The sequence below is a fragment of the Acinetobacter yuyunsongii genome (assembly GCF_041021915.1).
In the GTDB taxonomy this organism is placed as follows: Bacteria; Pseudomonadota; Gammaproteobacteria; order Pseudomonadales; family Moraxellaceae; genus Acinetobacter.
In genome coordinates this window covers 709,840-736,254 of the sequence record NZ_CP157435.1, presented here as the reverse complement: position 1 = coordinate 736,254, position 26,415 = coordinate 709,840, and the positions used below count along the sequence as shown (strand labels likewise).

Here is a 26,415-nt window from a genome sequence, read left to right as displayed (position 1 = left end):
CGATGGATGCACCTTCTGATGCTTTTTTGTGGGTAAAAGCATTACATATTATTGCTGTGGTTTGCTGGTTCGCTGCATTGTTCTACTTACCACGTCTTTATGTTTATCATGCCATGAGCGAAGATACCGTTAGTCATCAACGCTTTGAAGTGATGGAACGCAAGTTGTATCGTGGAATTATGTGGCCATCGATGATTGCCACATTAATTACCGCCCACTTTCTCGTTGACTGGGGGGATGCGACCCGACATTATCATGAAGCCTTATGGTTTTATCTCAAAGTCGGTCTGGTTGGATTATTGGTGATTTACCACTTTGTCTGTGGTTATTACCGCAAAAAGCTAATTGGTAATGCGCACTATAAATCGCACAAGTTCTGGCGTTTTTTTAATGAAATGCCAACCTTGATCTTATTTGCCGTGGTCATCTTAGTGGTCGTAAAACCTCAGTTCTAACTGAGGTTTTTTTATTCTAAAATATTCTGATCACCCTCACTTTTCCTATCTATAGTTCAAATGATCAAATCATTTCAAACATATATACAAAGATTAAAGGCAGGCTTCATTGCAAACCTAATCCTTTATCTTCAAATGAATGAGTTCCAATATCGTGGATTGACGTCGGGCGAAATCGCCATGGCACGCCCCGTATTTGGCGACTTGATTAACTATGCAGAAGTTAAGATTTTCAATATCCCCTATCTCCCTTGGCAGCCTGTTAATATTTTTATGGCACCAAACGGCAATCTATTTGTACATAAACAACATTTTTATCAGGATTATTCAAATTGCTCATTAGACCTTCAGGCAATTTTTATTCATGAACTCGCCCACATCTTGCAATTTCAACAAAAAACCAATGTCATCTTAAAAGGAATGTTGTTACAGACAGGCTACTATCTTAGTTTTAAAAAGTATAATCCCTATCATTATCAATTTATTCAAACCAAGACTTTCACCAGTTACAACATTGAACAACAAGGTGATATTGCACGAGATATTTTTTTAAAGAAGATTCCAAATATTATTTTGAATCAATAAAAAGCCCTGTCGTTTATTTACAGGGCTTTTCAGCTTGAAACATCATTAGCAATTCTATGCTGCTGTGTTTTTACTGCTCTCTGAGCTAAGTTCATGACTATCATCCATTTCAGTCGTAAAATCTACACGCATCGCATCTTTAACAATTGTACCGATACGTCCCACACCAATTGCCAATCCAAAAGCAATTACTGGATATAAGATTGTTGGAATCACCATAACTTATTACCTCTCATCAAAAGTTTAATTAATCAAACTTACTCTGACTCTTGTACTTGCTCTTGGAACATTAAAGTACCAATACGACCAACTACAACAGCTAAACCAAACGCAATTACTGGAAAAAATACAACTGACATTTCTATTTCCTCTTTTTATATGCGAAATGCATATTTTTACTGTTACATATAGTGTACAGATGTTCACATTAATTAAGATAATAGCAGTGGACATTTGTACACTCAAGTGTAGCAAAAGGATTCCCGACGAACGGTCAAAAAAGATTCAATTCAATAAAATTATGTTTTTGATAGATTTAAATTTTACGAAAACTCTAATTTTTTGTATTTTTTATCCCATTACCGAAATAAGCTAAAAAGAGTGTTTCTATTCATGTCATTGAACTGTCATTTCGGTATGCGAAAGTGACACGAAAAAAAGAATAAATGACAATGCTAAGTTTATTCATAGTCATGCACCATCACTACGCAACCATTTAAAAATGTTGCCCTTTAAAACAGAAAAACTTGTTATTTTTACGCAGAAAAATGTGCAATTAGTATATATTAGACACCTTGTCATTTTTCTTTAAGATATAGAATGTTTGGCGCTATGATATACAACGTTCTTTAAAATTATACTTACACAAATCAAGAACTTGTATATCAGCACTTGTTAAGACTTAGGATTAGATTTGAATGAAAAATTTTAAAATTGCCCTTGCTCAATTTTCTCCACATATTGGCAATATTGACGCAAATACTCAAAAGATGGTTGAGCAAGCAAATTTAGCGAAACAACAACAGGCTGATCTGATCATCTTCCCTGAACTTTCTACGCTAGGTTACCCAGCTGAAGACTTATTACTTCGCCCAAATTTACAAAAACGCACTCAAAAAGCGTTCGCTCAATTAAGTGAAGTAAAAGATATCGTCATGGTATTCGGTTTCGTACATCAAACTGAAGATGGTCACCGTTACAACTCAGCCGCAGTGATTAAAGATGGGCAAGTTTTAGGAATATACAACAAACAGAACTTACCAAATTATGGCGTCTTTGACGAAAAACGTTATTTCCAAGATGGTCATCAACATCTCGTTTTTGAGTATTTAGGTCATAAGTTTGGTGTACTGATTTGTGAAGATGTTTGGTCACTGCATACCGTCAAACAACTTAGCCAACTGAATGTTGAAACTGTGCTTGTCTTAAATGCTTCTCCGTATGAAGTCGGTAAACCGCAGCATCGCATCCAAACATTAAATGAACTCGCAAAACAACTGAATCTGAATATTGTTTATGTCAATCAAGTGGGTGGACAAGACGATCTTATTTTTGATGGTTCAAGTTTTGTTAGTAATAAAAATGGCGAACTTGCATTACAAGCACCAAGTTTTCAAGAATCTGTTTATGTGACTGAATATGATGCAGAGCAAAAACAGTTTAAAACTGCTAATGCCATCCCAACTTTAGATACTTTTGCTGAAATCTATCAAGCATTGGTTATGGCAACACGTGACTACGTACAACGCTCGGGTTTCCCTGGTGTGATCTTGGGCTTATCGGGTGGAATCGATTCAGCCTTGACACTTGCTATTGCTGTTGATGCGATTGGTGCTGATAAAGTACAAGCCGTGATGATGCCTTATACGTATACCTCTCAAATGAGTGTAGAAGATGCAACAGAACAAGCACGTCGCATGGGCGTAACTTTCGGTATTGCAGAGATTCACCCAATCGTAAATAGCTTCATGCAGACCTTATTCCCGTTCTTTGGCAACACACCAGCGGATGCAACGGAAGAAAACTTACAAGCGCGTACCCGTGGTACGCTGCTCATGGGTTTATCAAATAAGTTTGGCAACCTTGTACTTTCAACAGGTAACAAATCTGAAATTTCAGTCGGTTATTGCACACTGTATGGTGATATGGTCGGTGGTTTTTCTGTATTGAAAGATGTCTACAAAACCATCGTATTTGAATTAGCAAAATACCGTAATACATTAAGTGAAACACCTGTGATCCCTGAGCGTGTCATTACTCGTCCACCTTCAGCAGAGCTGCGTCCTGATCAAACAGACCAAGACTCTTTACCTGCTTATGATGTACTTGATGCAATTCTATACGCTTATATCGAAGAAGATCTTAGCCAAGCAGACATCATTGCAAAAGGCTACGAAGCTGAAGTGGTTGAAAAAGTAATACGCTTAGTTGATCGTAATGAATATAAGCGTCGTCAGGGTGCAATTGGCCCACGGATTAGTTCACGTGCTTTCAGTCGCGAACGACGCTACCCTATCGTCAATGGATGGACCGCGAATGACTGAAAAAATTGTTTCTGAAAAGTCACAATTACTTGCTCAAGCACTTATGCTTGAGCAAGTGGCATTTTATAAAAATCAACTTACTACACAGCTTTCTGCTGAGTTCTTTCAGCAGTTTATTCAGTTGTTTCTACAACATGCACCAAATATCAAACTGAAAGAAGTAATAGAGCTTGAACAAATCCAAGCTGTTGTTAAGCGTTATGCATTTGAAATGCAGCTTGGTGCTGGACTGTTAGAGTTTATTGGTGAAATTGCTCAACGCTTGCATGTTTTTTCTTTACAGTCTTCAGCACATTTAGAAGATGTTTTTTCAGATCACCAATTTGAAATGTGGTTATCTAAATTTCTCGAATTAGAAAATATTCGACATTATTTAAACCACTTCTTGAAAGAAAGCCCTTCAATTCAGCAATTATGCCAATATATTGCAACCACAAGCTTACAGAATAAGTTACCCAGACTGTTTTCACAGGCTGATGAAAACAGAATGTCTGAAAGCAAGTATGAATGGCAGCAAAAACTAAAGACTTTTTCACATCGTCAACAACAACGCATTGAACAGAAAATCGAAGAAAGTATTGCTCGCTTTATCCAAGAACAACTTGCCGATTTAAGCTTACTTTCAAACGATGACTTAGAAAGTTTGGCACGCAATATATGGGATGATAATAAATCTAAACCACTCTCTGAATACACTAAGCAAGTCACTCCTCTAGATGTAGAAGAGTTCTTTGTGATGATCTATGAGTATTGGAAAGAATTACGCCAGTCTTCATTTTTGCAAGATCTGATTCTCTATGGCGTTAAAGTTTTCTATGATTTTTATAAAGATGAAAGCCTACAAGATGTTTTCACAGCTATTGGCTTGGAAGAAAGCGATCTACGCAATGAGGCAGTTCGTTTTTATCCAAAAGTTGTTAAAGCCTTAGATGAACATAATGTGTTAGAACCCATTATTCAAATGGTTTTAAAACCTTTCTACGACAACCCTCAGACCCTACAAGTTATCGAAAAACATCTCTAATCTAGCTCAAGTCAGCGCTGAGTAGAAAAAAACTATTAGATAAAAAGAAACCACGCAGGAGCGTGGTCTATAAAATGGTGGCTATGACGAGACTTGAACTTGTGACCCCCGCATTATGAGTGCGGTGCTCTAACCAACTGAGCTACATAGCCGTAAACTGTGTGCGCATTATCTAGTGTTCCACTTAAACGGTCAAGTCTATGACGTTGAAAATATGGAACATATGAACAGTTTTTATTCTTTTAAATCACATTTGATCATTTTTCGGCAATTTCATAAAAATTTAAAGACTTAACTAAACTGTAAAATTAGTTTGTTAAAAAGGTATTTGAAAAATTATAAAAACAATAGACAAAAAGAGACCACGCAGGAGCGTGGTCTATAAAATGGTGGCTATGACGAGACTTGAACTTGTGACCCCCGCATTATGAGTGCGGTGCTCTAACCAACTGAGCTACATAGCCGAAAACTGTGGGCGCATTATCTTAACTTTCGCTACACACGTCAAGCACAATTTTCAAAAAAACTTAGAAGTGGGCCTATAAGCCGGGTTCTGTCGAGGACGATCATTCCTCTAGGCGTACAATCACTCATACGCTCAAGCGACCTACCCGAATCCAGTACGGGCCGTACCTCAGGATTCCTATTTGGTCTTGCTTCTGGTGGGGTTTACCTTGCCGTGAACTGTTACCAGACACGCGGTGCGCTCTTACCGCACCCTTTCACCCTTACCTCACGAATGAGGCGGTCTACTCTCTGCTGCACTTGCCGTCGGCTTTCGCCGCCCAGGCGTTACCTGGCACCCTGCCCTATGAAGCCCGGACTTTCCTCCCCTGCTTCAGTCACGGAGACCTCCACAGCAGCGACCGTCCAGCCCACTTCGAGGCGCATATTATCAAAGTTCAAAGTTAATTGCTTGTATTTTTTTGCGCTGTCAATTTTTTATATTTTTCCATCAGTTGGTCTTGTGACTCAACATGATTGGGATCAAGAGGAATACAATCAACTGGACAAAATAGTTGGCACTGCGGTTTGTCATGATGACCCACGCACTCTGTACAAAGCGCAGGATCAATCTCATAGATTGATTCCCCCATATAAATTGCTTCATTGGGGCATACTGGTTCACAAACATCACAGTTAATGCATTCATCAGTAATATAAAGAGACATCTACCAACCTTGCTGATGTTTACGTTCAAATGCCTCAACAACAACAGCGGGCACAAACTTATTCACATCACCTTTCAATCGAGCAATTTCTCTTACTAATGTTGATGAAATAAATGAATATTGCTCTGATGGGGTTAAAAATACTGATTCGAAATGAGGATCAAGTTGGCGGTTCATATTTGCCAACTGAAATTCATATTCAAAATCTGAAATTGCTCTTAAACCACGCAGTACCGCTGTTGCACGTTGTTCTCGAAAGAAATTGACCAACAAACCATCAAAACCAACAAACTCTACATTAGACAAATGGCTTAATGAAGCTTTTGCTAATTCTACACGCTCTTCTAAACTAAACACTGGATTTTTATGATGACCAATTGCAATTGCAACCACCACTTCATCAAACATTTTTGATGCTCTTGCAACCAAATCAACGTGCCCGTTGGTAATTGGATCGAAAGTCCCCGGATAAATCACACGTGTTTTAGACATGCGTTGTACTCTAGTGAATGAGATAAGGTACATATTTTAACAAATTTAGCTCTAAACGCGAAATTGCTAAACGATGGAAAAAGATTGCATTTTACGGCACAATATATGTAATTGTGGAAGTTTGAATTATGGCGCAAGCAACAGTAGTAAAAAAACATAATGGTGGCACGATTGCTCAAAATAAAAGAGCACGTCACGATTACTTTATCGAAGAAAAATTTGAAGCAGGCATGTCCCTCCAAGGTTGGGAGGTCAAGTCTTTACGTGCAGGTCGTATGACTCTGTCCGAAAGTTATGTCATTTTTAAAAATGGTGAAGCCTTTTTATTTGGTTCACAAATTCAGCCGTTATTGTCTGCATCAACGCATGTGGTTCCTGAATCGACACGAACACGTAAGTTATTACTTTCTCGTCGCGAACTAGAAAAACTTTTGGGTGCCGTCAACCAAAAGGGTTATTCATGTGTTCCGCTTGCCTGTTATTGGAAAGGTCATCTGGTTAAGCTGGAGATTGCGCTAGTGAAAGGTAAACAGTTACATGACAAGCGTGCCACGGAAAAAGACCGCGACTGGCAAAGAGATAAAGCACGAATGTTGCATAAATAATAAAAAACCTCCGAATTGGAGGTTTTTTATTATGAAGTATTAGGGCTTGTTGAGAATTAACAAAGGGTAGTGATTAATTTATAATAGTACTATGGATAGATACATACTTACTGATGCCCAATGGGCAAAAATGGAACCTTTTTGCCTAGGTAAAGTGACCGATCGAGGTCGTAGTGGAAAAGATAATCGATTATTTTTAGAAGCAGTTCTATGGATTGCCCGTACAGGCAGTCCATGGCGTGATCTACCTGCTCATTTTGGTAAATGGAATACCGTCTTTAAAAGATACCGTGATTGGGTGAAAGCTGGTGTATTTGAAGCTATTTTTGCATCTGTAAATGAAGATGTTGATTTGGAATACGCCATGATTGATGGAACGATTGTTAAAGTTCATCGACATGGCCAAGGTGCAAAAGGGGGACTTTCAAACAGTCTATAGGTAAATCTCGAGGTGGAATGACCTGTAAAATTCTTGCCTTAGTGGATAGTCTAGGCAACCTCATTAAGTTTCGATTAATGCCTGGTCAATATCACGATTTAGTAGAAACCAAACCTTTAATCGAAGATGTTGATTTTCAAGCATTACTAGCGGATAAAGCATTTGATGCAGATTGGCTCATCCAAGAACTCAATGAACGTAAAGTGAAAGTGGTGATCCCACCTAAATCTAATCGAAAAGTAATGAGAGCATTTGATACGATTATGTATAAATGGCGTCATCTCATTGAAAACTATTTCTGTAAGTTAAAAGAATTTAAACGTATAGCGATGCGTAGTTGTAAAACAGATACGAGTTTTGGAGCCATGATTCAATTGTGCGCGAGGGTGTAAATAATTCTGTGTAAATACAGTTTTAAAAATACTTGGTTACACGCTCTTCAAACATGATACTAAAGCGGTTCATAGCAGATTTCCAATTTTGGATAGGCATTGTCCATTTTTTGCTTGCTGCCATAATCGCTAAATATACCACTTTTTTCACTGAATCATCAGTCGGGAAGATTTTTCTTTTCTTGGTCGCATGACGGATAACGCTGTTCAATGATTCAATCGCATTCGTTGTGTAGATTGCTTTACGAATATCCATAGGATAAGCAAAGAACGTGTTGAGATTCGGCCAATTCCCGAGCCATGATTTGCTGATTTGAGGGTATTTGTCATCCCATTTCTGACCAAATTCATCAAGGGCGTGTAAGGCTTCATCTTCGGTTACCGACTGGTAGATTTTCTTCAAATCAGATGTAACGGCCTTATAATCTTTCCAACTGACATACTTCAAGCTATTGCGTACCATATGAATAATACACAACTGGATATGGGTATCAGGATAGACCGTATTAATCGCATCAGGAAAGCCTTTTAATCCATCCACACATGCAATCAGAATATCTTGCAAGCCACGATTTTTAAGTTCTGTAAGAACCGATAACCAGAACTTCGCCCCTTCGTTTTCAGCCATCCACAGTCCAAGTAAGTCTTTCTGCCCCTCTGTATTGACACCCAAAGCAAGAAATACAGCCTTGTTGATGACGGTGTTGTTATGTTGCACCTTCACGACAATACAGTCTAGGTAAACGATTGGATAGAATGCATCCAAAGGGCGGTTTTGCCATTGAGTGACTTGGTCGATCACGGCATCTGTCACCTTGGAAATTAAGGTAGCAGAGACATCTGCATCGTACATTTCCTTGAACGTGGCAACGATATCTCGTGTCGTCATGCCTTTAGCATAAAGGGATAGAATTTGACTATCCATTTGCGTGATTCGAGTTTGACTTTTCTTGATGAACTGAGGCTCAAATGTACCATCACGATCTCTAGGCGTGTCTAGCTCAAACTCACCATCATCAGTCAGTAGGCGTTTAGTTGTATAGCCATTACGAGCATTTTTACCTGCTCTAGGACTATGCTTCTCATAACCTAAATGGTCAGTGAGTTCAGCATTTAGAATAGTTTCCACCGTTAATTTCTTTAGAGCTTTACTGAAATTATTCAGGTCAGCTTCTGTCTTTAAGTTCTTGGCAAATTCTTTGGCTAATGCCAGCATTGCTTCATCTTTCATGGTAAACACCTGTGTTGCCCCTAATAGCGTTGAGGGATAGTTTAAGCGTTTACACAGTTTTATTTACAGTCTCTTGTGCGCGAGTTTAATTAACTCTCGGTAATTCTCAACAGACCCTAAATCACTACATGCTTTAATCGCAGTTCAGCCAAATATTTGCCAAACTTGCGTGCAGTTTCTAAATCACCTTCGGGCGGTGTAATTTCAACGCTAGCGTTATCGGACTGCGTCATTAGACCCAGAAAACTCGACATTCGGTTAATATCCAATGGACTTCTTCCTGTTGGCATAAATGGCAAACCAGCCCATAACATGCCATGTTGCATCGCAAATAAATTAATTTGCTGTAATACCGCCAATTTGTCTCCGCTGAGACCACCACCGTTAGTAAAACCAGCAGCCAATTTCCCCTGCCATGTACGTGCCAACCAGCGTTTAGAAGAATCCTCCATGAACTGTTTCAATGCTGATGTAAGACTCCCCATATAGGTTGGACAACCCATCACGATCACATCGGCCTGATCCAATAAATCCCATTGCGGTGCAGCCACAGAAAGTAGATGCACTTCGGCTCCCGCTTGTTCAGCGCCTTGTGCGATATATTGTGCAACCTTAGCTGTGTGCCCATAAGGACTATGGTAAATCACGCAAACTTTGATTTGGGGAGTAATTTGCTCAATAACAGACATGGAGAATTTAAAAACCAATGAATTGGATCAAGTTTAACATTTTTAACGAATACAAGGCGAATCAATAGTGCAAAGGATAGATTTATTGCATAAATACAAATGTTGCCATTCGTCCAGTTTTTGCATCACGACGATAGGAGAAATAATCCTCTGCTTGCTTATAAGAACACTGATCACCACCCAATACTGTTTCCACACTTAAACTGTTTAAAATAAATCGGGCAATTGCATACAAATCAGCCTGATATTTACCTTCAGTTTGACCTGAAATAAAAGCAACAGCTAATTCAGGATATTGCTCACAGAAAATGGCTTTTACTTCAGCACCGACTTCAAAGCAAGGTTGGCTGATCGCAGCGCCTAACCACGCCCAAGTTGGCTGAGATTTCATTTCCGTCACAGTATTTTCGACAATTCCATTAGCCAAGCCACGCCAACCTGCGTGTAGATTGGCGACTTCTGTACCTTCGTTATTACCCAAAACAATAGGCAAACAATCAGCAGTCATCATCATTAAAGCATGACCTGTGCGCTGTGTGACTAAGCCATCACCTTCAAGCGCAATAAATGGAATTTGCTCGTTAATTGTATGACAAATGCTGCTATGCGTTTGTGTCATCCATGTGATTTTATCTACACCAAATGCAGACAACTCATTCAACAAGAGCATTCGATGTTGCTGAACACGTTGTGCATCATCATTCACGTGCAAAGCCAGATTAAATCCTGATAGATTTTCATTTTGAGTTGCAATCGTTTGAGGATGCTGAATACCTGTTTGCCCAACATATACCCCTTTGGGCAAACCTTGTACAAATTCCATAAAATCCGTCCTCTTACCAGAATATATCCCTTAGCTTTTGAACGGGAGAAGCTAAACACATCCCCCTTTATTTAAAGAGAATTTTTTTAATACGCTTCATTCTCTTGGCGAAGTACTTCAACCAATTGAGTGAAATCCTCTGGCCATGGTGCTTCAAACATCATTTCTTCGCCAGTACGTGGATGCACTAAACCTAATTTTGCTGCATGTAACGCTTGACGTTTAAAACTGCGTAGCATGTCAATTAAGACTTCTGATGCGCCAGCAGGGAAACGTACACGATTGACATAAACAGGATCACCTACCAAACCGTGTCCAAGATAACTAAAATGCACACGAATTTGATGGGTACGTCCTGTTTCAAGTTGCGCCTGAATACGCGTGAAGTCGCGGAAACGCTCTTTCACATTGTAATGTGTTACTGCATCACGCCCACCTGGTAAGATCGCCATTTTGACACGATCGACTGGATGACGTTTAATTGGCTCATCAATCGTGCCACCCGCAATAATATTTCCATATGCAACTAAATCATAAACACGATAAACGGTTTTTTTCGCAAGTTGTTTACTGAGAGAAAACTGGGCTTCCAATGTTTTTGCAACAACCAATAGACCGCTGGTATCTTTATCAATACGATGTACTAAACCTGCACGTGAAAGCTCAGCCAGTTTCGGTGCATGATAAAGCAAGGCATTAACCAAAGTACCTGTAGGATTGCCAGCACCAGGATGAACCACCATCCCAACTTCTTTATTAATCACAATAATATCGTCGTCTTCATAGACAATATTGAGGGGAATATTTTCAGGTTGACTCGAGGTTTGGGCTTCTAATTCAACATTCAGCGTAAGCAATTCATTGCCTTCGCAACGATATTTAGGTTTTACAATGTTACCATTTACCAACAGATGCCCATCTTTCATCCATTGTTTAAGTTTTTCACGAGAGAACTCGCTCCAAACCAATGCAGCAACCTGATCAATACGCTGACCTAGATACTCTTCATCGAGTTGAATTTGCAACGATAAACGTGTTGCAGTTGTATCAGAATTATGATTATCTGCATCGACAGAATCTTCAAGTAAGAAATCTGTCTCAGAAAGGTTTGAATTGGAAGATTGTGTTGAAGTCATTTTGATGATCGATACAAAAATGGTTTAATAGCACCATTGTAGCTTATTGTCCCAAAAGCAGAGGAATTTTTATGTCGCTACCCCATTATAAAATTACCATATTGGCTTTATCTTTAGGCGTAGCGTCTATATTTGTTGGTTGTAGCAGTAATCCAAGCAAAAAAGAAGTGGTTGATAAAGGCCCACAGTCAAGTGAACAAGTCTATTTTGAAAAAGCACAAAAATCACTTGAACGTAATCAATATACTGATGCTGTTAAATCACTTGAAGCGATAGATACGTATTATCCAACTGGACAATACACCCAACAAGCACAACTTGAACTCCTCTACGCCAAATTTAAACAAAAAGATTATGAAGGTACGATTGCACTGGCAGATCGTTTCATTCGTTTAAATCCACAACATCCAAATGTTGATTACGCTTACTATGTTCGGGGTGTAGCCAACATGGAAATGAATTATGACAGTTTGATTCGTTATACCTCATTACAACAATCACATCGTGATGTGAGCTACGTTAAAGTCGCTTATCAAAACTTTGTGGATTTGATTCGTCGTTTCCCAAGTAGCCAATACTCAGTAGATGCTGCACAACGTATGAAATTTATCGGTCAAGAATTGGCTGAAAGTGAAATGAATGCGGCACGTTTCAATATTCAACGTAAAGCATGGTTGGCTGCTGCTGAACGCGCACAATGGGTGATTGAACACTACCCTCAAACACCACAAACACCTGAAGCACTTGCAATATTAGCGTATAGCTACCAAAAATTAGGCGATCAAGCCACGTCTAAGCAATATATTGATCTCTTAAAACTAAACTATCCAAATTTAGTTAAGGCAAATGGTGAAGTAAATCTTCGTGCTGCTCGTAAAGAAGGTAGTTGGGTCAATCGTGCCACATTAGGCTTGCTTGGTCGTGAATCTAAAACGGTACAAGTAAAAGAACAAACCAATGGTGAAACTGAGCAACGCAGCTTAACAAATCGTTTGAGCCTTGGTTTATTAGATAAACCGACAACCGAAGAAATTGATTCTGCTCCTATTGAAGAACCAACAGATAAACCAAGTTGGATGAACCGTTTAAGCTTCGGGCTATTAGATAAGCCTGAGACCAAAGAAACTTCGGGGGCTGATGCTGCAAATTAATTTGCACTCATCAAAACCATAAAACAGGCAAGTCTACCCTTGCCTGTTTTTCATTTTATGCAACAATAAATTCTGACACACTGACTTCAATGAAGATGTTATCTCTCAGTCCAAAATGGTTAAATGTACATGGCAATTCCACAACATACGATTGATCAAATCTTAGATCGAACTGATATCGTCGATTTAATCGGTCAACGTGTGAAGTTAAAAAAGACTGGGCGTACTTACTCAGGCTGTTGTCCATTCCATCAGGAAAAATCTCCATCATTCCATGTATATAGAGATAAGCAGTATTATCATTGCTTTGGGTGTCAAGCGAATGGAAATGCGATTCGCTTCCTCATGGACATTGATAGTCGGAACTTTGTCGATGTGATGAAAGATTTGTCTAATCAGACAGGCATCGAATTACCGAAAGATAATCACGACAATAAAAAACTTTCTTATAAACGTAGTCCTCAACAAATTGCAGCGGCTCAACCAACAAATACGTCAGTCGCTGAAAATCCAGCACCTATTTTTGTAGCAGATGAATTTATCGATGGACATTTTGTCGATATAGATCGCGTTATGGATGATCCTTTTGCTCAATTTGATCCATCCTTTTATATGGATGAACAAGTTCAAGAAGGTAACCTCTATGACTTATTGGAAAACGTTGCTCAGTTTTATGAACGTCAACTCCCAATAAGTCAAAAAGCACAAAATTATTTCAAACAACGTGGCTTATCGGCACAAACGATTCAATTTTGGCGTTTGGGTTATGCACCAGAGGATTGGCAGCATTTAGAAAAAGCCTTTCCACAAGATATTGAAGGTTTGAAACAGTTGGGTTTGATTCGTTCTAGTGATAGCGGTCGAGATTTTGATTTATTACGTGAGCGGGTAATTTTTCCGATCCGCGATCATAAAGGCCGCGTGGTTGGTTTTGGTGGTCGTGCGCTCAATGATGAAATTAAACCTAAATATATTAACTCACCAGATTCAGAGGTCTTCCACAAGAATCAATTGCTTTATGGTTTATATGAGGGTCGTAAACTCAAAGCCAACGATTGGTTAATGGTCGAAGGCTATATGGACGTGATTGCCTTACAGCAATATGGGATCAATGGTGCTGTCGCAACACTGGGAACAGCCAGTAATGCGGATCATTTAACTACCCTATTTAAACAAAACTCTCGTATTACCATTGCCTTTGATGGGGATGCTGCAGGACAGAAAGCGGCACGACGCACCTTAGAAATTGCGCTCCCCTTACTCAATGATGGTCGTGAATTAAAATTCTTTGTGCTTCCGAATGAACATGACCCAGACTCATTGATTCGTCGTGAAGGCTTAGAAAACTTCCAAAAATTATTACAACAGGCACCGCTTTTATCTGACTTTGTGTTTGCCCATTTAACAGGGCAACATGACGTTAGCACGCCAGAAGGTAAAAGTTTAGTCATGGGAGAACTACGTGAATTAACAGAATTATTACCTAAGCATGGCTCATTCCGTTATCTGCTGAGTCAATCTTTCCGTGAGAAACTCGGTCTAGGCAAACGTTTTACCCCTCAAATCAGCCACGATGCCTCTTTATCTTTTAATATTCAAACCAAAGATGAAGATTTTGCAATCGCAATTTTAATGCATCACCCATTTCTCTATATTCATTTTGAAGAATTACTGGCAGTGATTGACCAAACTGAGCTGCTGGCTAAAGTTTTAGCAGTGCTCAACATTATCTTTGATGATTTACCGGATGATCAGGAATTAGCAACCTATTACGTACTCGGTGCATGTAGTCGTTATAGTCATGAGATTGCCGATGTTATGCAAAGAACTAATATTGAGTCATTAACTCAAGCACCTGAGATTGCTGATAAATTGGCTAAGGACTTTTCATTAAATCTACAAGAAAAATATTTAAAATTAAAACTGAGATCACCTATCTCACTCATCGAATCACGCAATTTACGTCAACAATTAAATGAGTTAACAAAACAGATTAGCTTGAAGCTATTGTCCTAAGCTAAGTTACTGTCTCGGTTTACGCTCATGCTCAAACACATCCTGTAGATGTTGCTGTAACCATTCAAAATAATCTGGATTTTCAGCTTTAGCAGCTTCTCTTAATAAAATAGAAGTTGGATGCATAAGTTTCTGTGATAGGCGATGAGCAAACTCCTGCATCACCTGTTCTGCGGCATGACCATGTTGCAGTAACTCTAATGCATGTGCCAATTCTTTTTGGCTGACTTCTTCACTGTGCTGACGATAAGCTTGAATGGTGCTACTCGCCTCTTTCACTTTTTGTTGGGTCATCAATTGAGTAGCCAATTGATTCACCATAATTTCAGCCTCAACAGCCGCCTGACGACGTTGCGCTAAATTTTCATCAATCACACTTTGTAAATCATCCACACCATATAAATATACGTTATCTAATGATTCAACTTTCGGATCAATATCACGTGGAACAGCCAAATCGACCATCAACATTTGCTGATAGCGACGCTTTTTAAGTGCGGCTTTAACATCTGAATATTGAATAACTTGATGTAAACTTCCTGTACAGCTCGAGACAACATCTGCTCTATATAAATTCTGGGCAAGTTCAGCAAAAGGAATAATTTCAACCTCAACTTGATGAGCAATTTCTTGTGCCAGTAAATCAGCACGCTCACGGCTACGGTTACAAATTAGAATTTTTGCCACACCCATTTCCGCTAAATGCTTAGCAACCAAACTATTCATTTCACCTGCGGCAACTACCATAACCGTTAACTTTTCAGGGCGACTAAAGACTTGCAATGCTAACTGAGCAACTGCATAACCCATTGAAACAGCATGGCTACCTACAGAGGTTTCTGAACGAACACGTTTCGCTGCATAAAAAGCATATTCAAAAACACTATTTAGTTCAGGCGACACAGTTTGTGCGTCTTTAGATAAAGCCAAAGCACTTTTGACTTGCCCTAAAATTTGTGGCTCACCCAACATCAAAGAGTCTAAACCACTTGCAACACGCATCAAATGTGTAACAGCTTGGGCATTTTCGTAACGATAAACATGATGAATTAACTGTTTTACATCAATATTATTCACTTGGGCTAACCAAGTCAGAACACTATCAGCATCTTCTGTCATGGCATAAACTTCAGTGCGATTACAAGTTGATACAACAACTAAATCATTCAAAGGTGAATGTTTATTTTGTTCAAGCAATAGCGCAGCTAATCGCTCTGCATTGAAAGCGATTTGTTCACGAAGTTCAACAGAAGCTGTTTGATGGTTGACACCCAATGCAAAGAAAGACATATCAGATCATCATTTCGCTAAATTTATGTTATTGTGCAACATCGGTGTCATAAAAAGCATTACTTTGGATCAATAAAAATTGCGTCAGCTATATCGCCGTACCCTTTTTAGCGGCAAGACGATTCGACGGTATTCTACCACAATCTTGTTGTTAGGTAGCATGAGCTCGTATGTCTCTGCACAAGCAATACACGACATGTATGCAGATAAAAGCTTTGACAACGCATTACAACAAAGTATGGTTGCTGAATTTTCTCTTGCTTATGATGATATTGCAACTGCATTACACAATTATACAGTGCTGGCAATTCGAAGTAATTCAACCACAATCAAACAGCGTGCTTTAGATGTCGCCTTAGAATATAACGATTTTCAATCTGCATTAGATATTGCAACACATTGGGTAGAACAAGAACCCAAAGATGTTCCTGCTTTATTTTACTTATCACATATTGCCCTGAAAACTCATGAATATGAATTGGCAGCTAAAACCTTAGATAAGATCTTAAATATTGACCCAACTGCTGATCTCGAACAAATTTTGGCAGGGATTGCACCCGAACAAGCACAAGATCGTGAAATTTTATTAAATGCCTTACGTACCAGTAAAGAACGTGAAAACCCATCTATCTTGGCTTTAATCGCTGGATTAGAAGCGCAAGATGGCTTATATGAGCAAGCATTAAATAATATCAATAAAGCCTTACGTAAACGTTCAAAATCGACCAGTTTCATTCTGATGAAAGCCAATCTATTAATGGCTTTACGCGACGATGCTGAAACACAAAAGTGGTTTGCACAAGCCAGTCGAAAAAATAAAACCAATATTGATATACGATTAGCTGAAGCTCGCTATTACATTCAAATCAATCAACAACAGCAAGCATTAGATAAGCTTGAAAGTATTATCAAAGATTATCCAAAAACTGAAGAAGCCTTATTTATTGCCGGCTTAACCAGTATTGATTTAAAACAATACGAAAAAGCTGAACAATATTTAGTTGAATTGCGTTCTTCAGCAAAATATCAGAATGAAGCTTATTACTATCTTGCAATCAATGCACAGCGCAAACAACATTATGAAACCGCAAAAGCATACTATCGACTCGTGGATGGCAGCTTATATATTGTGTCTCGACGCAATATGATCGCGATTTTTGAGAAGCAAGGTCAACTGAATGATGCTTTACGCTTTCTTACACAAGAACGGGTGAATTATCCACAACATGCAAGTTTCCTCTATCAAGCTCAAGCTGATATTTTAAAGAAGATGGATAATAAAAAAGCAGCTTTAGTATTGCTAGATGAAGCGATTAAGAGCTTACCCGATGATCCTGAACTGATTTATGCAGAAGTATTATTGCTGGATCCTTATACCGATCGGGATAAATTAGATAAAACTTTGAAGCAACTTTTAATTATTGAACCCAATAGCCCAACCTATTTAAACGCTTATGCCTATACCTTAGCATTGCAAAATCGTCGCCTAAAAGAAGCGCGCAAATATGCAGAACTAGCGCTCAACTTTGCACCTGAACAAGCCTCTATTCTTGATACATTGGGCTATATCGCTTTTCTACAAAATGATTTTGATACCGCAACCAAAGTCTTGGGACAAGCCTATTCAATTAGCCAAAATATCAATATTGGAGTTCGCTATGCTAAAGCGCTGTATATGCAAGGCGCACTCACACAATTTAGTGAGGTGTTACAGCAATTGAAACAAAAACATGCAAATGCCCCACAATTACAACAACTTGATAGCTTAATCTTACCTATCACTGTAAAAAAGAGTTAAATACATGCGCTTGTTTTCAAAATTATGTGTCGCGATATGTAGCAGTAGTGTCCTAGTATTAACAGGCTGCCAACATCTAAGCCAACCAAATAAGATCATTGCTTCACCACAAGTGCAAGATGAAAATAACTTTAGCTTACAAGGTAAAATAGGTGTACGTACACCACAACAGTCTGGCAGTGCTTTTTTTACATGGGTTCAACAACAAGATCAATTTGATATTGAACTGACTGGAATTTTAGGTGTTGGGAAAACCCAAATTGAAGGCAAACCAGGTCAAGTCACCTTAAATAGCGCCAAAACAGGTCTGATTACGGCAGCTACACCTGAAGAATTATTAGAAAAAGCAACAGGTTGGCAGGCACCGATTATGCACCTTGCCTACTGGGTACAAGCGAAGCCTGCGACGCAAAATGCTCAAGCGAGCAAAGACGAACAAAATCGCTTGAAACAGCTCATTGAAGATGGCTGGACTGTTGATTTCAGCTATAACGATAAGCAAATCCTTCCAAATAAACTTTTGTTGAAGCAAGCACTTGCTGACGATAAAGAAAACCGTATTACAATGGTGATTCAAAACCGATAGATTAGATTCTTTTATGATTAGAGTACCTTCCCCTGCTAAATTGAATTTATTTCTGCACATCACTGGTCGTAGAGACAATGGTTATCATGAATTACAAACTATTTTTCAACTGATTGATTTATATGATTGGATGACTTTTGAGCCAATTGAGGATGGAATGATTCATATTGAAGGCTTAAACGAGGTTGCTCTTGAACAAAACTTAATCTATCGTGCAGCACAATTACTCAAACCCCATGCAAAAGAACCATGTGGGTTAAATATTCAAATCGAGAAAAATATTCCGATGGGTGCTGGTCTTGGCGGCGGTTCATCTAATGCAGCCACTACACTCATTGTACTCAATCAACTGTGGCAATGCGGTTTAAATGAACAGCAATTAGCTGATTATGGTATGCAACTGGGTGCAGATGTGCCTATCTTTATTTTTGGTCGAAATGCATGGGCAGAAGGCATAGGTGAACATTTATCATTCATAGACTTAGCTCAAAAACAATTCATAATTTTAAAACCTGATTGTTTTATCAGCACTCAATCACTTTTTTCACAAAAAACATTGACAAGAGATTCTAAGATCACTACATTTTGCGCCTATCAGTTAGAACCTTCTAGCTTTGGAAATAACTTTGAGCCATTGGCTCGACAGTTATATCCTGAAGTAGAAGAAGCAATGCAATATTTAGATCAATTTGGTCTAGCAAAGCTTACAGGTACAGGTGCTTGTGTTTTTACTGAAGTAACCAGTGAAATGGATACGAAGAAGATTTTGCAAAACGCACCTTGTAAAGCTTACTTGGTCAACAGTTTAGCAAAATCACCTTTAAGACATTTCAAAGTTACACGTTAGGGGCGTCGCCAAGTGGTAAGGCAGCGGGTTTTGATCTCGCCATCCGTTGGTTCGAATCCAGCCGCCCCTGCCAATTTTCACCTGTAGATGTATGTAATAGGGGCGTCGCCAAGTGGTAAGGCAGCGGGTTTTGATCTCGCCATCCGTTGGTTCGAATCCAGCCGCCCCTGCCATTACATATCATCAAATTTAGGGGCGTCGCCAAGTGGTAAGGCAGCGGGTTTTGATCTCGCCATCCGTTGGTTCGAATCCAGCCGCCCCTGCCATATCTTTAGACAGACTTGTTTTATATTGATACCTGTTCAATCATATTGACATTATCATACAAAACGATTAAAGTTCTGCCGCATTAGGGGCGTCGCCAAGTGGTAAGGCACCGGGTTTTGATCTCGGCATCCGTTGGTTCGAATCCAGCCGCCCCTGCCATCCAAATTCATTATAAGCCAACCGCCAAGGGTGCTTCATGCCCAATCTTGTCGTTTTTAGTGGAAGTGCTCATCCACATTTCGCCCAAAAAGTCGTAAGCCATTTACATATCCCTCTCGGTGCTGCTTCTGTAAGCAAGTTTTCTGATGGTGAAATTTCAGTTGAAATTACTGAAAATGTTCGTGGTAAAGACGTTTTTATCGTTCAATCTACTTGTGCGCCAACCAACGATAACCTGATGGAAATCTTGGTCATGGCTGATGCTTTGCGTCGTGCAAGTGCTGGTCGTATCACTGCAGTCATTCCGTATTTCGGTTATGCACGCCAAGATCGTCGTCCACGTTCTGCTCGTGTTCCAATTACTGCAAAAGTTGTTGCAGACATGCTGACAACTGTAGGTATTGACCGTGTGGTAATGATCGACTTACACGCAGACCAAATTCAAGGTTTCTTCGATATCCCAGTTGATAACATCTATGGTACGCCAGCGTTGTTAGCTGATTTACGTCAACAACAACATGACAACTTAATGGTTGTATCTCCTGACGTAGGTGGTGTTGTTCGTGCACGTGCTGTTGCAAAACAGTTAGGTGATATCGATTTAGCTATCATTGATAAACGTCGCCAAAAAGCAAATGAGTCACAAGTGATGCATTTGATTGGTGATGTAAAAGATCGTGACTGTGTCATTGTTGATGACATGGTCGACACAGCAGGTACGCTTTGCAAAGCTGCGGATGCACTGAAACAATTTGGTGCTCGTCGAGTGATTGCTTATGCGACTCACCCTGTTTTATCAGGTAAAGCGATTGATAACCTTCGTAACTCTGTTATTGATGAACTCGTTGTTACTGACACGATTCCTCTTTCAGATGAAGCAGCAAACTTAGGTAAAATTCGCCAAGTTTCTGTTGCAAGCATGGTTGCTGAAACAATTCGTCGTATCAATAACGAAGAATCTATTAGCGCTATGTTCGATAGTTATCTATAATAGCCCAGCTTTTTTTCTTAAACCCTAGCTCGCTAGGGTTTTTCTATCACTAAACTGGTCGCAAGTTTAGTTACTCAAACTCAATGAGGATATGCCCATGGCAAACTTCGTATTAAACGCTCAAGCACGTGAAGTAGCACAACAAGGGAAAGGTTCGAGCCGCCGCCTTCGCCACGCTGCTCAAATCCCAGCAATCATCTATGGTGGTAGCGCTGAGCCTGTAGCTGTTACTTTAGAGCTTCGTGAAATTGTTAAAGCTTTAGAAAACAATGCTTTCTTCGAAGAAGTTATCGAAATCAAAATCGGTGATAAAGTTGAAAACGTTAAAATCCAAGCGTTACAACGTCACCCAGCTAAAAACACACCTATGCACGCTGACTTTAAACGCGCATAAGTGTTAAAGGCGTAAATTAGTGTCAAATATTTCGCTAATTGTTGGTTTGGGTAATCCTGGTAAGGAATATGCCCAAACCCGCCATAATGCAGGTTTCTGGTTCGTAGAACAGCTTGCAGATCGTTATGGTATTTCTTTAAAGGCTGATCCAAAATTTCATGGATACAGCGGTCGTGGTCAAATTGATGGTCATGACGTACGTTTACTCTTACCTACCACTTTCATGAACCGTTCTGGTCAAAGTGTCGTACCATTTGCCAAATTTTATCAAGTTGCACCTGAAGCAATTCTTGTTGCTCATGATGAACTCGATATGGATCCTGGTATTATTCGTTTAAAATCAGGTGGTGGACATGGCGGACATAATGGTCTTCGCGACATCGTTCCACATATTGGTGCTAATTTCAATCGCTTACGTATAGGAATTGGACATCCTGGTTCTAAAGAACGTGTTTCTGGTCATGTGCTTGGCAAAGCTCCTAGCAGTGAACAAGCTTTAATGGATGCTGCGATTGATCATGCTTTATCAAAAGTGAAAATGCTTGTCGATGGACAAGTTTCACAGGCAATGAATCAAATTAATGCATACAAACCCGCTTAAATTTAAACTGAATTGTTGATCAATCACGCTTGCCATATTGCATTTTTAAGCGCAAAATGCGCATCAAACCGCCTATCGCCAGCGGGAAACGTGACAAGTCAACCAATAAGATATTCATCTTAGGTCTTACTCAGGAGACGCTAGCCATGCTATCTCGTTTATTAAAATGTAAAATTCACCGTGCAGTTGTCACTCATGCAGAACTTCATTATGAAGGTTCTTGTGCAATTGATGGTGTATTAATGGACTTAGCAGGGATTCGTGAATACGAAGAAATCCACGTATGGAACGTAACCAACGGCAAACGCTTCACAACTTATGCAATTCGTGGTGAAGATGACTCAGGTATTATTTCAGTGAATGGTGGCGCAGCACACCAAGCTGATGTCGGTGATTTAGTCATTATTGCAACTTTTGCTGATTTCACTGAAGTAGAAGCCAACCTTCACAAACCACGTTTGGTTTATGCAAATCCAGACAATACAGTCAATCACACGGCAAACTGTATTCCTGTACAAATTGCATAAATATTGAAAAGATTTCTAAAAAGCCAGTCAATATGAACTGGCTTTTTTTATGGCTAGGTCGATACTAAGTGCTGAATAGAACTCATCAAAACAATTCAAAAACAATGACTTCTCCACGACAAAACCGAAACTTCATTTGCTTAAATTCATATTTCAATAGAACGATCCATTTCATAAATAGTTCCCTTTCCTCTCAAAAAACTAGCTATAATCAAAGCACATCGCTTCAGGGCGGGGTGTAATTCCCCACCGGTGGTAAGTTGGGCCTTGCAATCAAGTGACCTAATCAGCCCACGAGCCTGTATATATTTATATACTCGCAGATTTGGTGAGAGACCAAAGCCGACGGTATAGTCCGGATGAAAGAAGACGAAACCACTGAAATACGCTTTTCGCGTTGTTTTGGTGTACGCTTATTTTTTACATCAGTCCTGAAATGTTCAACCGTATCCTATTTACGAGAGCGTTTCATTATGTCGAGTTTAATTCAACCCGAACTTTTCTTTTCAGCCCTTTCCCCTGCTGAACAACGTATTCATCAAGCTTTAGAAGACATCCGCCAAGGCAAACCAGTATTGGTAATGGATGATTTTGACCGCGAAAATGAAGCCGACTTAATTATTGCTGCTGAAACACTCACTGTCGAAACCATGGCACGAATGATTCGTGATGGTTCTGGTATTGTGTGCTTATGCCTGACAGAAGAGTTGGCCGATCATCTAGAACTCCCACCAATGGTGGTCGACAATTCTAGCCAATTTAAAACAGCATTCACGGTAACCATTGAAGCAGCACAAGGTGTGACCACCGGTGTTTCTGCTAAAGATCGCGTAACAACAATTTTAGCTGCCACTAAAGATGGTGCTATTGCAAGTGACCTCAGTCGCCCAGGCCATGTGTTCCCATTACGTGCACGTAATGGTGGCGTATTAACTCGCAGAGGACATACTGAAGGAACAATAGATTTAGCCCGTTTGGCTGGTTTAAAACCATCTGGCGTATTATGTGAACTGACTAATCCTGATGGCTCTATGGCATCAGGTATTCAAGTTCTAGCTTATGCTCAAACACATGGCCTTACCGTGATTAGTATCGAAGAATTGGTTCAATACCGCTTAAAACATAATATTTAATGAAACAAAAAAGCCTCGATCATTCGAGGCTTTTTATTGCGTTCATGATTATGATACTTTTCGTTCTAAATTCAGTTGATTCACCGTATTAAGCAATTGGCTAAATTGTGCGATTTGAGCAATCGGTTGTACTTGAGCGAGTTCTTCTGCTGTGCCGTAACCATAATTTACAGCAATGGTTTCAATACTATTGGCACGTGCACCAATCACATCATATTGTCGGTCTCCCACCATAATGCATTGCTGCGCATCCAATTGCTCTTTTTCAAGAATATAAGCTATTAGATCTACTTTATTGGTACGTTCACCTGTTAATTCACTGCCATACATTTCAGTAAAAAATTGATCCAAACCAAAATGGGCAAGGATACGTTTCGCATAAACTGTTGGCTTCGCCGTCGCTAAAAATAATCGATAACCTTGTAGTTGTAACTGTTGCAACGTTTCTACCACTGTTGCATAAACTTCATTTTCAAATAAACCAGTCACTGAAAAACGCTCACGATAAGCAAGTAACGCTTGTTCAGCAAAATCATCATCCTGAGTATTTAATAACTTTGCCAAAGAAGCTTTCAACGGAGGTCCAATCGTCCAATCTAAATCAACTCCATCCGCTAAAGGGTGGCCCAGTTTTTCTAAAGCATAACGAATTGAGCGATGAATACCCGCTTTAGGGTCAGTTAAAGTCCCATCTAAATCAATCAGAATATTTTTGATCGTCATTCGTTCAATCTCTTAAAGCCTTACATAACATAGTCGAGAGTTTCTCGAAACTCCCATATACTAGCTTAAATGAGAGAATAAAAGGAAATGGCTGTGCGTCCTACCGTACTATGTTTTTCAGGTTTAGATCCATCAGGTGGTGCTGGCTTACAAGCAGATATTGAGGCAATTGGGCAAAGTGGCGCACATGCAGCCATTGCCTGCACAGCATTGACCATTCAAAACTCGCAACAAGTGTTTGGTTTTGAAGCCACGTCCAAAGAGTTACTACTTGCTCAAGCAAATGCAGTAGTGGGTGATTTACCGATTAAATGTGTAAAATCAGGCATGCTGGGTACAACCGATAATATTGCTGCATTGGCTGAGTTTTTACGTCAACACCCAGATTATCAATATGTACTCGATCCAGTATTAGTCGCGAATAGTGGGGGTTCACTCGGTGATCAAGCAACATTAGTTAAAGCATTTGTTGAGTTAATTCCTTTAGCTACAGTCATTACCCCAAATACAGTTGAATTAAGAGCATTAACAGGTATTGATGATATTGAGCAAGCCACTCAAAAATTATTTGAGATGGGCGCAAAAGCTGTACTAGTGAAAGGTGGACATGAAGATACACCTGATCATATTCGCAATGTACTTTATGCTGACGGCAAAATGATTGCTGAAAGCCATTGCCCTCGTTTAGACGGACAATATCATGGTTCTGGCTGTTCTTTGGCAAGTTTCATTGCAGGGCGTTTAGCCTTAGGTGACTCACTCAAAACTGCTGTCCAACATGCTGAAACGTGGTTGTTTGGTGTTTTGAAAAATGCGGAATCGCCTGTGGTGAATGGGCAGAAGATTCCGAAACGGTTTTAAGTTGTTTTCAAATTGATAAATCTTCCAGAATTTATTAACAAAAAAGGCGCCGATGCGCCTTTTTTACAATCCATAAATTACTGGGGAATACGCAAAACTTGTCCAGGAAAAATATCATCCGCATTTTTGAGTAATGGTCTATTCGCTTCAAAAATTTTATTGTATTGGTTTGGATCGCCATAATACTCTTTAGAAATCTTAGATAAATTATCACCTGATTTTACTGTATAGAATTTACTTTTTGGTTCAGGTACTTCAACCGTCATCTGATCATCGACCTGAGCAACATGATCAATATTACCAACGGCAAGAACTATCTTTTCTTTATCTGCTTGGCTTTTGACTCGCCCTTTAATAATGGCTGTATCCGTATTTCCATTGTAGGTTACTGATAAACCATCAACACCAAGACCTAAACTTTTAATCAAACCTAATAATTTATTGGCAATTTCTTGAGCTGAAGGCTCAACAGGTGTGGCTGGAGCAGGCTGAGGTTCTGCTGGTGCTGTATTTTTTTTACCAATGCCTTTAACAAAATCAAAAATACCCATTTTTTATTTCCTCTGTAATTATTGATTAAGCATAGTCAAAACAGACTTACAATTAGTTATACAGAAAAAATAAAGCATGCGAGTTTCAATTTAACGAAGTCTTGTAAATATATGTATATGCAGTAAAACTGATTTTAAGCTTTCACATTTATATATTTTTTAAATATAAAAGCCACCTTACGGCGGCTTTCAATTCGTTCAAAACTTGAAGCAATTTAAGCATTTTCTCCCACAATATTGGTCATATAATCAATTGCAGATTGAACGGTAATAATTTTCTCAGCCTCTTCATAAGGAATTTGAGTACCAAATTCTCCCTCAAAAGCCATAATAAGCTCAACTACAGCCAATGAATCAGCGCCTAAATCATCTGTAAAGGATGCATTTGGTAAAACATCTTCTTCATTTACACGAAGTTGCTCAATAATGATCTCTTTAATACGGTTTGCTATATTCATAAAATTCCCTTTTGTTGTTATGGTTTAATACATTATTTTAAATAGCATAAAATTTATACACTCAAATAAATTATTTTCATATTTATAGTTTATTTTTTTTGTAAGATATTTTTACATCTATTCATATGAAAAGTTGAACATATAAAAAAGCCACCGAAAAAGGTGGCTTTTAATCATGTGATATGATTAACCAAGTTTTTTGGTTACATAATCAATTGCAGATTGAACAGTCGTGATTTCATTAGAATCTTCGTCTGGAATCGTGATATCAAAATCATTTTCGAAAGACATTACAAGTTCAACCAGATCCAAAGAGTCAGCACCTAAATCATCCATGAAAGATGCTTCATTCTTGATCTCTTCAGCACGCATACCTAATTGTTCAGCTACAGCTTGTTTGATGCGTTGTTCGATATCGCTCACAGGAATTCTCCTCATTGCTTGTGGCGTTTTGATTTGCCACTAGTTTAATTGAA

29 protein-coding genes, 6 tRNA genes, 1 other RNA gene and 1 riboswitch are annotated in these 26,415 nt (G+C 39.2%); of the genes, 21 read left to right on the top strand and 15 right to left on the bottom strand.

Annotated elements, in window-relative coordinates; genetic code table 11:
• Nucleotides 1-2: 2 nt before the first annotated feature.
• Both hemJ and ABLB98_RS03555 read left to right on the top strand, forming a co-directional pair.
• The gene (gene hemJ, locus ABLB98_RS03560) at nucleotides 3-455 is read left to right on the top strand and encodes a protoporphyrinogen oxidase HemJ (protein WP_005158314.1); all 453 of its coding nucleotides are present in this window, start codon (nucleotides 3-5) and stop codon (nucleotides 453-455) included.
• 60 nt (nucleotides 456-515) lie between these two features.
• Nucleotides 516-1,040 carry a hypothetical protein gene (locus ABLB98_RS03555; RefSeq protein WP_348883656.1) on the top strand — a complete coding sequence of 175 codons (525 nt, stop codon included), beginning with the start codon at nucleotides 516-518 and terminating at the stop codon, nucleotides 1,038-1,040.
• A gap of 54 nt (nucleotides 1,041-1,094) precedes the next feature.
• Here the strand turns inward: ABLB98_RS03555 and ABLB98_RS03550 are convergent, their stop codons facing one another.
• Nucleotides 1,095-1,259, bottom strand: coding sequence for a hypothetical protein (locus ABLB98_RS03550; protein ID WP_004913964.1), 165 nt, complete (start codon nucleotides 1,257-1,259; stop codon nucleotides 1,095-1,097).
• 698 nt (nucleotides 1,260-1,957) lie between these two features.
• Here ABLB98_RS03550 and ABLB98_RS03545 point away from each other — a divergent pair.
• Nucleotides 1,958-3,583 (top strand): NAD+ synthase, encoded by a 1,626-nt coding sequence (locus tag ABLB98_RS03545; RefSeq protein ID WP_005158329.1) that lies wholly within the window; start codon nucleotides 1,958-1,960, stop codon nucleotides 3,581-3,583.
• A complete protein-coding gene (locus ABLB98_RS03540) occupies nucleotides 3,576-4,607 on the top strand; it encodes a hypothetical protein (RefSeq protein ID WP_348883657.1) in 1,032 nt (343 codons plus the stop codon). Before ABLB98_RS03545 ends, ABLB98_RS03540 begins: the two co-directional genes overlap by 8 nt.
• A gap of 75 nt (nucleotides 4,608-4,682) precedes the next feature.
• Here ABLB98_RS03540 and ABLB98_RS03535 read toward each other — a convergent pair.
• From ABLB98_RS03535 to coaD, 5 genes are all read right to left on the bottom strand, one after another.
• Nucleotides 4,683-4,759: transfer RNA gene (locus tag ABLB98_RS03535), tRNA-Met, on the bottom strand.
• Nucleotides 4,760-4,994: 235 nt separating this feature from the next.
• Nucleotides 4,995-5,071, bottom strand: a tRNA-Met gene (locus ABLB98_RS03530).
• 62 nt (nucleotides 5,072-5,133) lie between these two features.
• Nucleotides 5,134-5,489: RNase P RNA component class A (gene rnpB / locus ABLB98_RS03525), an RNA gene on the bottom strand.
• A gap of 26 nt (nucleotides 5,490-5,515) precedes the next feature.
• Nucleotides 5,516-5,779 (bottom strand): YfhL family 4Fe-4S dicluster ferredoxin, encoded by a 264-nt coding sequence (locus tag ABLB98_RS03520; protein WP_004913970.1) that lies wholly within the window; start codon nucleotides 5,777-5,779, stop codon nucleotides 5,516-5,518.
• Nucleotides 5,780-6,271, bottom strand: a complete 492-nt coding sequence (gene coaD, locus ABLB98_RS03515; protein ID WP_004663488.1) for a pantetheine-phosphate adenylyltransferase — start codon at nucleotides 6,269-6,271, stop codon at nucleotides 5,780-5,782. It lies immediately after the preceding gene.
• A 128-nt stretch (nucleotides 6,272-6,399) separates the two neighbouring features.
• On the opposite strand from coaD, the gene smpB reads away from it, so the two are divergent.
• Complete coding sequence (gene smpB / locus ABLB98_RS03510; protein ID WP_004663490.1) at nucleotides 6,400-6,876, top strand: SsrA-binding protein SmpB; 477 nt, start codon at nucleotides 6,400-6,402, stop codon at nucleotides 6,874-6,876.
• Between the two features lie 91 nt (nucleotides 6,877-6,967).
• A protein-coding gene (locus ABLB98_RS03505) for an IS5 family transposase (RefSeq protein ID WP_369028923.1) occupies nucleotides 6,968-7,707 on the top strand; the annotation gives its coding sequence in 2 pieces (ribosomal slippage) (nucleotides 6,968-7,304 and nucleotides 7,304-7,707; 741 coding nt in all).
• A 22-nt stretch (nucleotides 7,708-7,729) separates the two neighbouring features.
• On the opposite strand, the gene ABLB98_RS03500 is transcribed toward ABLB98_RS03505, so the two are convergent.
• The 4 genes from ABLB98_RS03500 to rluD all read right to left on the bottom strand — a co-directional run bounded on the left by ABLB98_RS03500 (nucleotide 7,730) and on the right by rluD (nucleotide 11,586).
• Entirely contained in the window at nucleotides 7,730-8,938 is a 1,209-nt protein-coding gene (locus ABLB98_RS03500; RefSeq protein WP_348882774.1) for an IS256 family transposase, read from the bottom strand.
• A gap of 116 nt (nucleotides 8,939-9,054) precedes the next feature.
• Nucleotides 9,055-9,627 carry a flavodoxin family protein gene (locus ABLB98_RS03495; RefSeq protein ID WP_050041354.1) on the bottom strand — a complete coding sequence of 191 codons (573 nt, stop codon included), beginning with the start codon at nucleotides 9,625-9,627 and terminating at the stop codon, nucleotides 9,055-9,057.
• A gap of 82 nt (nucleotides 9,628-9,709) precedes the next feature.
• Nucleotides 9,710-10,450 (bottom strand): peptidoglycan editing factor PgeF, encoded by a 741-nt coding sequence (pgeF, locus tag ABLB98_RS03490; RefSeq protein ID WP_348882775.1) that lies wholly within the window; start codon nucleotides 10,448-10,450, stop codon nucleotides 9,710-9,712.
• 86 nt (nucleotides 10,451-10,536) lie between these two features.
• Nucleotides 10,537-11,586: a 23S rRNA pseudouridine(1911/1915/1917) synthase RluD gene (gene rluD, locus ABLB98_RS03485; RefSeq protein ID WP_087546968.1), complete on the bottom strand. Its 1,050-nt coding sequence runs from the start codon at nucleotides 11,584-11,586 to the stop codon at nucleotides 10,537-10,539.
• A 71-nt stretch (nucleotides 11,587-11,657) separates the two neighbouring features.
• On the opposite strand from rluD, the gene ABLB98_RS03480 reads away from it, so the two are divergent.
• Both ABLB98_RS03480 and ABLB98_RS03475 read left to right on the top strand, forming a co-directional pair.
• Nucleotides 11,658-12,737, top strand: coding sequence for an outer membrane protein assembly factor BamD (locus tag ABLB98_RS03480; protein WP_348882776.1), 1,080 nt, complete (start codon nucleotides 11,658-11,660; stop codon nucleotides 12,735-12,737).
• Nucleotides 12,738-12,866: 129 nt separating this feature from the next.
• The gene (locus ABLB98_RS03475) at nucleotides 12,867-14,753 is read left to right on the top strand and encodes a CHC2 zinc finger domain-containing protein (RefSeq protein ID WP_348882777.1); all 1,887 of its coding nucleotides are present in this window, start codon (nucleotides 12,867-12,869) and stop codon (nucleotides 14,751-14,753) included.
• 6 nt (nucleotides 14,754-14,759) lie between these two features.
• Here the strand turns inward: ABLB98_RS03475 and hemA are convergent, their stop codons facing one another.
• On the bottom strand, nucleotides 14,760-16,043 hold the full coding sequence (gene hemA / locus ABLB98_RS03470) for a glutamyl-tRNA reductase (protein WP_004663511.1): 1,284 nt from the start codon (nucleotides 16,041-16,043) through the stop codon (nucleotides 14,760-14,762).
• 79 nt (nucleotides 16,044-16,122) lie between these two features.
• On the opposite strand from hemA, the gene ABLB98_RS03465 reads away from it, so the two are divergent.
• The 12 genes from ABLB98_RS03465 to ribB all read left to right on the top strand — a co-directional run bounded on the left by ABLB98_RS03465 (nucleotide 16,123) and on the right by ribB (nucleotide 23,346).
• The gene (locus tag ABLB98_RS03465) at nucleotides 16,123-17,841 is read left to right on the top strand and encodes a tetratricopeptide repeat protein (RefSeq protein WP_348882778.1); all 1,719 of its coding nucleotides are present in this window, start codon (nucleotides 16,123-16,125) and stop codon (nucleotides 17,839-17,841) included.
• Between the two features lie 4 nt (nucleotides 17,842-17,845).
• The gene (gene lolB, locus ABLB98_RS03460; RefSeq protein ID WP_005158352.1) at nucleotides 17,846-18,427 is read left to right on the top strand and encodes a lipoprotein insertase outer membrane protein LolB; all 582 of its coding nucleotides are present in this window, start codon (nucleotides 17,846-17,848) and stop codon (nucleotides 18,425-18,427) included.
• Nucleotides 18,428-18,440: 13 nt separating this feature from the next.
• Nucleotides 18,441-19,274 (top strand): 4-(cytidine 5'-diphospho)-2-C-methyl-D-erythritol kinase, encoded by an 834-nt coding sequence (gene ispE / locus ABLB98_RS03455; protein WP_249570802.1) that lies wholly within the window; start codon nucleotides 18,441-18,443, stop codon nucleotides 19,272-19,274.
• Nucleotides 19,273-19,347: transfer RNA gene (locus tag ABLB98_RS03450), tRNA-Gln, on the top strand. Before ispE ends, ABLB98_RS03450 begins: the two co-directional genes overlap by 2 nt.
• A gap of 25 nt (nucleotides 19,348-19,372) precedes the next feature.
• A tRNA-Gln gene (locus ABLB98_RS03445) sits at nucleotides 19,373-19,447 on the top strand.
• 18 nt (nucleotides 19,448-19,465) lie between these two features.
• Nucleotides 19,466-19,540: transfer RNA gene (locus tag ABLB98_RS03440), tRNA-Gln, on the top strand.
• Nucleotides 19,541-19,625: 85 nt separating this feature from the next.
• Nucleotides 19,626-19,700 (top strand) — tRNA-Gln (locus tag ABLB98_RS03435).
• A gap of 37 nt (nucleotides 19,701-19,737) precedes the next feature.
• Nucleotides 19,738-20,691, top strand: a complete 954-nt coding sequence (locus tag ABLB98_RS03430; RefSeq protein ID WP_004663520.1) for a ribose-phosphate pyrophosphokinase — start codon at nucleotides 19,738-19,740, stop codon at nucleotides 20,689-20,691.
• Nucleotides 20,692-20,788: 97 nt separating this feature from the next.
• Nucleotides 20,789-21,085 carry a 50S ribosomal protein L25 gene (gene rplY / locus ABLB98_RS03425; protein ID WP_004663523.1) on the top strand — a complete coding sequence of 99 codons (297 nt, stop codon included), beginning with the start codon at nucleotides 20,789-20,791 and terminating at the stop codon, nucleotides 21,083-21,085.
• A gap of 19 nt (nucleotides 21,086-21,104) precedes the next feature.
• Complete coding sequence (pth, locus tag ABLB98_RS03420; RefSeq protein WP_087546975.1) at nucleotides 21,105-21,686, top strand: aminoacyl-tRNA hydrolase; 582 nt, start codon at nucleotides 21,105-21,107, stop codon at nucleotides 21,684-21,686.
• A 146-nt stretch (nucleotides 21,687-21,832) separates the two neighbouring features.
• A complete protein-coding gene (panD, locus tag ABLB98_RS03415; protein WP_348882779.1) occupies nucleotides 21,833-22,213 on the top strand; it encodes an aspartate 1-decarboxylase in 381 nt (126 codons plus the stop codon).
• A gap of 219 nt (nucleotides 22,214-22,432) precedes the next feature.
• Nucleotides 22,433-22,588, top strand: a riboswitch (FMN riboswitch).
• 98 nt (nucleotides 22,589-22,686) lie between these two features.
• Nucleotides 22,687-23,346 carry a 3,4-dihydroxy-2-butanone-4-phosphate synthase gene (gene ribB / locus ABLB98_RS03410; RefSeq protein ID WP_348882851.1) on the top strand — a complete coding sequence of 220 codons (660 nt, stop codon included), beginning with the start codon at nucleotides 22,687-22,689 and terminating at the stop codon, nucleotides 23,344-23,346.
• 48 nt (nucleotides 23,347-23,394) lie between these two features.
• Here the strand turns inward: ribB and ABLB98_RS03405 are convergent, their stop codons facing one another.
• Entirely contained in the window at nucleotides 23,395-24,069 is a 675-nt protein-coding gene (locus ABLB98_RS03405; RefSeq protein WP_256415236.1) for an HAD-IA family hydrolase, read from the bottom strand.
• A 93-nt stretch (nucleotides 24,070-24,162) separates the two neighbouring features.
• Between ABLB98_RS03405 and ABLB98_RS03400 the strand changes: the two genes are divergently transcribed.
• Nucleotides 24,163-24,930 carry a hydroxymethylpyrimidine/phosphomethylpyrimidine kinase gene (locus ABLB98_RS03400; RefSeq protein WP_348882780.1) on the top strand — a complete coding sequence of 256 codons (768 nt, stop codon included), beginning with the start codon at nucleotides 24,163-24,165 and terminating at the stop codon, nucleotides 24,928-24,930.
• A 77-nt stretch (nucleotides 24,931-25,007) separates the two neighbouring features.
• Here the strand turns inward: ABLB98_RS03400 and lysM are convergent, their stop codons facing one another.
• The 3 genes from lysM to acpP (ABLB98_RS03385) all read right to left on the bottom strand — a co-directional run bounded on the left by lysM (nucleotide 25,008) and on the right by acpP (ABLB98_RS03385) (nucleotide 26,362).
• The gene (gene lysM / locus ABLB98_RS03395; RefSeq protein ID WP_348882781.1) at nucleotides 25,008-25,481 is read right to left on the bottom strand and encodes a peptidoglycan-binding protein LysM; all 474 of its coding nucleotides are present in this window, start codon (nucleotides 25,479-25,481) and stop codon (nucleotides 25,008-25,010) included.
• A 215-nt stretch (nucleotides 25,482-25,696) separates the two neighbouring features.
• Nucleotides 25,697-25,939, bottom strand: a complete 243-nt coding sequence (gene acpP, locus ABLB98_RS03390; RefSeq protein WP_004682864.1) for an acyl carrier protein — start codon at nucleotides 25,937-25,939, stop codon at nucleotides 25,697-25,699.
• Nucleotides 25,940-26,125: 186 nt separating this feature from the next.
• Complete coding sequence (gene acpP / locus ABLB98_RS03385) at nucleotides 26,126-26,362, bottom strand: acyl carrier protein (RefSeq protein WP_004655272.1); 237 nt, start codon at nucleotides 26,360-26,362, stop codon at nucleotides 26,126-26,128.
• Nucleotides 26,363-26,415 lie beyond the last annotated feature (53 nt).